This window comes from Nostoc sp. CALU 546 (assembly GCF_048836525.1).
The window spans coordinates 1-4,673 of the sequence record NZ_JAWJTF010000200.1 but is presented as its reverse complement, the minus strand read 5'-3'; the positions used below and the strand labels follow the sequence as shown (position 1 = coordinate 4,673).

At 36.7% G+C, this 4,673-nt stretch carries 5 protein-coding genes; 3 read left to right on the top strand and 2 right to left on the bottom strand.

Annotated elements, in window-relative coordinates; translation table 11 throughout:
* Window positions 1-272 precede the first annotated feature (272 nt).
* Together RRG12_RS41400 and RRG12_RS41395 are read left to right on the top strand one after the other, a co-directional pair.
* Window positions 273-521, top strand: a complete 249-nt coding sequence (locus RRG12_RS41400) for a helix-turn-helix domain-containing protein (protein ID WP_420763176.1) — start codon at window positions 273-275, stop codon at window positions 519-521.
* The gene (locus tag RRG12_RS41395) at window positions 503-1,192 is read left to right on the top strand and encodes a BglII/BstYI family type II restriction endonuclease (RefSeq protein WP_420763177.1); all 690 of its coding nucleotides are present in this window, start codon (window positions 503-505) and stop codon (window positions 1,190-1,192) included. Before RRG12_RS41400 ends, RRG12_RS41395 begins: the two co-directional genes overlap by 19 nt.
* An 11-nt stretch (window positions 1,193-1,203) precedes the next feature.
* Here RRG12_RS41395 and RRG12_RS41390 read toward each other — a convergent pair whose 3' ends face one another.
* Entirely contained in the window at window positions 1,204-2,313 is a 1,110-nt protein-coding gene (locus RRG12_RS41390) for a DNA-methyltransferase (RefSeq protein WP_420763175.1), read from the bottom strand.
* Window positions 2,314-2,543: 230 nt separating this feature from the next.
* Entirely contained in the window at window positions 2,544-2,933 is a 390-nt protein-coding gene (locus tag RRG12_RS41385; protein WP_069069734.1) for a hypothetical protein, read from the bottom strand.
* A 259-nt stretch (window positions 2,934-3,192) separates the two neighbouring features.
* Here RRG12_RS41385 and RRG12_RS41380 point away from each other — a divergent pair, with 259 nt between their 5' ends.
* Window positions 3,193-4,566, top strand: coding sequence for a hypothetical protein (locus tag RRG12_RS41380; RefSeq protein WP_420763174.1), 1,374 nt, complete (start codon window positions 3,193-3,195; stop codon window positions 4,564-4,566).
* Window positions 4,567-4,673: the final 107 nt, after the last annotated feature.

Below are 4,673 nucleotides of genomic sequence, written 5' to 3'. Positions count from 1 at the left end.
TTTTTTAGTTCAAATCACAGTAGGGTTTATACCCAAGATTCAATGGTTAATGTTCTCACTTGTTGAAGTACCATTTTTATCGAGGAAGGCAAGAGGCAGAGGAAATCTTGGAGAGGCTACGCCAACACCTACGCGCATGGTGTCTTCGTAGTAGCTGATAAAAACCTATTTTGGGTTTATCCGATATTAGGTTTTACAATACAACTGAGTTTAGCAATATGTATTTCTCATGGAGATCGAATAAACCATCGCCAGAAAAAAGGCAAGCTAAAGTGCCTAAATCAGTTTTCAGCGAAGAGTACAATCGGTTTCGCCAGCTACTTATCGAAGCCCGCAAAACTGCCAAGCTCACTCAAGCAGAGTTGTCGGCAAAGTTAGAGCTTCCACAATCTTATGTATCAAAGTATGAACGTGGAGAGCGTCGTCTTGACGTGATTGAATTTTTACAAGTTGCCCAAGTTCTTGAAATCGATCCGCTTGCTTTTATCAAAGAACTGTTGAAATACGAAAAGGAGACATAATAATCATTATTCAATATGTTGACTTTAACGCAGCAGATACAATAATTAATACCCAATATCAGAACGAATGGCATGAGATTAGTAATACTCTGACTAGAATGCCTTTGCACATCAAAGCTTCAGATCAAGCTGGAATTCAGGGTAATGCAATATTCGATCCAGTCGGTACGAACGAATACATTAAAACTGCCTTTGTTCATGATGGTTGGCAATCAAATATACCTATTCCATCACCTTACAGATTTTTGGGTACAGAGGTTGATTTTGCCAAAGCTGGCATTATCATTGAAATTCAGTTTTCTAACTATCCTTTCTTACTAAATAACACCTTGCGTTCAGAATTATTTTTCAAAGCTAAAACTGAATTTCTTGGATACCCGACTCATCTGGTAATTCTAGTAACAAAGGCTTTGATGTTTCCTGCTTCTAATAGCACTCTTTATTACGAGCAAGCTGTTAATCAGTTAACAGCTTTGGCTAAAAACCAAGTTTTTGATGTACCAATCAGACTGGTTGGATTATTTGAACAACAAAATACAATAGTGCCTATCATCTGGACTGAGTATTTATCTAAAAGATATTCTAGAACCGTGAATACTAGAATTAGTCGCCAATGCCAAATCATTGCTGGACGTTCAGCCCGTAGTCGTTGTCTATTTAACTTACTGTAAAAATTAATCTATTAAGTCCATAATCTCAATTCAATTTGTTCTACTTCTTCTACCTGTTTTACTATTTGATTTTGTAAAGAGGTCTTTTTGCCATTACCATTAAGATTTGGATCTACTGGAATCTCTTCACCTCTGAGATTCGCTGCAAAAGCAGATTCTTCATAGATCAATCTATCTTCCATTTCTTGCAAGTGATACTCTTCTGGATAAATTTTTGCTTTGCTGCGTTCTGAAGCTTTATTTCCTACTTGCACATCAAACTTAAATTTATCAATAGATTGACCAGTTTTTTCAACATAATCGCGCAATGTTTTTAAATTTGGAAAGCAACCATTTTTATCTGGATTGCCACTGAGACGACGCAACGCAACTTGATGGTATTTTGGTTCAATTTCTGACCCGATAAAATGGCGTTCATGATCTCTCGCAACCACTGCCGCAGTACCAGATCCCATAAATGGATCTAAAACAATATCATTTTTGTTAGTTGTAGCTAAGATAATTCTAGCTACCAAGTCTTCTGGAAATTGGCAGGGATGTATAGTTTGTTCTTCATGGTTGTGTTTAACATTCCGAAATAGCCAAATATCACCAGGATTTTTCCCTTCTGGATTGCATGAAAGTTGCCCCTTCCTATTTCCCCGATAATGTTTCTTATTTTGATACTTTTGGGGAACTCTAATAGGATCTAGATTAAATTTATAGTTATCCGATTTAGTAAACCAAAGAATACTTTCATGTCTACAAGAAAACTTTTTCTGTGCATGAAGACCATGTTGCCTAGCCCATATAATTCGGTTGCGAGGAATTAATCTGCATGACTCTAAAATCGGAAAAAAGCGAATATCCAGAGGAATCAGCATTCCTCGGTCAGAAAAAGCACCAACTTGCCAAAATAGAGAACCTGTATTTTTGAGAATCCGGCTACATTCAAGCAGAAGTACTGTTTGTTCAGCCAAATAAATCTCAAGAGCCTGCCTTGATTCATATTCTTTGCCTAGATTATAAGGTGGAGAGGATATAACTAAGTCAACACACTCATCTGGCAGATTACTCACCAGTTGTAAGCTATCCTCTAAGAGAATCTGGTCTAAGGGTAGATTCTCTTTATTAGTCTTCATTACGATACCTACCTTGCAAGTAATACTAGACTTTGGTGATTATAACCTATTTTAGGTTATTAGCCAATTATTGAAAAAAATATCAATAGTAAGCAGAGTACAATACCCTACTTACTTTAATGATCTACCTTGCTGCCGTAGACAAACCTAAAGGCGATCGCTTCTAAAATTAGGATTGGGACTCTAACCAAATCTCGAAAGAATTTCTTCCCCAATCCCCAGTCCCCAATTCAATTAGCTTTACGCTCTTTCAGCACTTGATCTAGCAAGCTTCTAGCAGGTTGTGCTTTAGCCAACGCTACTTGATGGTCATTATAAGCACGAACAAGGCGAGAAAGACTGCTCACACCTGCCTTAAGTTGCTCAAGTTCCTCACCAGCAACCAGTTCACCATCAAGCATCCGCCCAATCAACGGTTTGATATCGCCCACTTCCTGCCGGACTTTTTGGAGTTTTTCTAGGGTACTCAGTAAAGTTTTTAGTGAGTTTAATATATCGTCAATATCCTGGACATCCTCCACTGGCTCAGACGAATCTTCTATTGTTACCGTATCTTTGTCTGAAACTGTAGGTAATTCCTCTACAGACGTTTCACTTGTAACCCCGTTTGCTCGTGCCATCAACGCTTCCTCAAGGAATTTCCCTCAGTGTATCGCTGATCTCAAGTTACCAAAGATAGTATTTTATAATTCGTTAAATAATTGTACGTAAAAACTTATCAAAGACTTATTCATCTGTGTCAGATGCGAAGTCATCACGCCATTTTATAGAATCATTTAACCGCTATATTCATAAAATGTTAGGACAACTACTGTTCTGGATTAAGAAAACGGCTAGAAATAATGAAGTCTAAACATTTTTATAGAATTTTTTCAAGATATGTTTCTAGATACATTTCGGAAAATCTCTGTCCGGCAAATTCCATCTTTAAAAAAGAAAACTATTTCATTAAAAAGTACACAAGATAGCGTCTTGAATTCAGATATTCAAGCTGTAAAGAATTGTCGAGAATGGATTATCTCTCAAACCAAAAATACTTTTGACAATACAAGAGTACTAGGAGTAGTAGCTGCTGCTAATAAAGCCGACAGCTTTTTACCTTACACCATTCCCAAAATCATTCAACAAATTGCTGATATGGGAATGAAAGCAGATATGATTATTGGGCTGAATCATGGTTTTGAATGTCCAAAAGTAATTGAATATTTTAACTTATTGCCAAATGTCAAAATTACTCACTTATATACCGAACCCAAGCCAGAAAATAATATCTCAGCTAAGATATTTGACAATGTAAAATGCATAGGTGAACCTTATTTTTTAGATAATATTTCTCCTGAATCTTCTCAGCATAGAATATTTATTGTTCACCAGAAGGTTAGTTTACATTCATCAGGGAAGATCAGAGTTTTAGGTGATATTTATGGCTCATTACTGTTAAAGAGTATAGAAAAGGGATGGACGCCTCCTGAGTTTGTAGTAACTTTCGATGCTGAAACTCAGTTTTTACTGGAAACCAAATCTCAAGCAATGGAGTCAAATTTAGATACTAATAGCTTGATGCTAATAGTTAATGAGCTAAAAAAAAGTCCACAAATCGATATTTTAAGTACACGCAATAAATTTGTGGTTTATCAAAAATCTACGCTGGATAACATGGAAATTCTCTTACCTGATTATAGTCAAGAAGTACCTCCTATCCAGTTCTTTCTAAATGTTGTACATGGTAGATTTTCTGGTTATAAGTGGAACCCTGGAGGTGGTATTGTTGCTAGAACAGATGCAATAATTAGCTTGTTAGTGATAATTAGTGAAAGATATCCAGGAATACGAGTTGAAGATGTACATCTCAGCATATTAGCTCATCACGCTGGTTTTAGCTCTGATATATTATTGAAAGTTATCTCTATAAATAGATGTCCTAAGATAGGTGAGATGACTACGAATAGTTCCCTCAAAAGTGCTTGGATGGAGCAAATTTATAGATGGAATTCTGGCTGTAAAGGTTTAGAGTTATGTTACGGCAAACACAATATTAGTCCAATAGTAGATGATGGATTTCCTTGGTTTACCATCACAAAATCACTAGATTTTTTACGAGTATTAATAGGTCATAGGAAAATTAATTTATCCACTATTATTAAAAACGTGAATTTTCTGGCGATCGCTCTAATTACTTCCCGTCAAATAAGACGGAAAAGCTCTCATAACCCTGATGTCTTACAAGGCCCTACAGCCAAAGCTTTTTGGTAAAAATTAAGTGTTAGGGACTTTTGCAAGAGGTCTTTAGTGGCATTCCACGCTGATATAGCAGGAGGCAGGCGGCAGGAGGCAGGAGACAAGTGGCCTGGGGGCGGAGG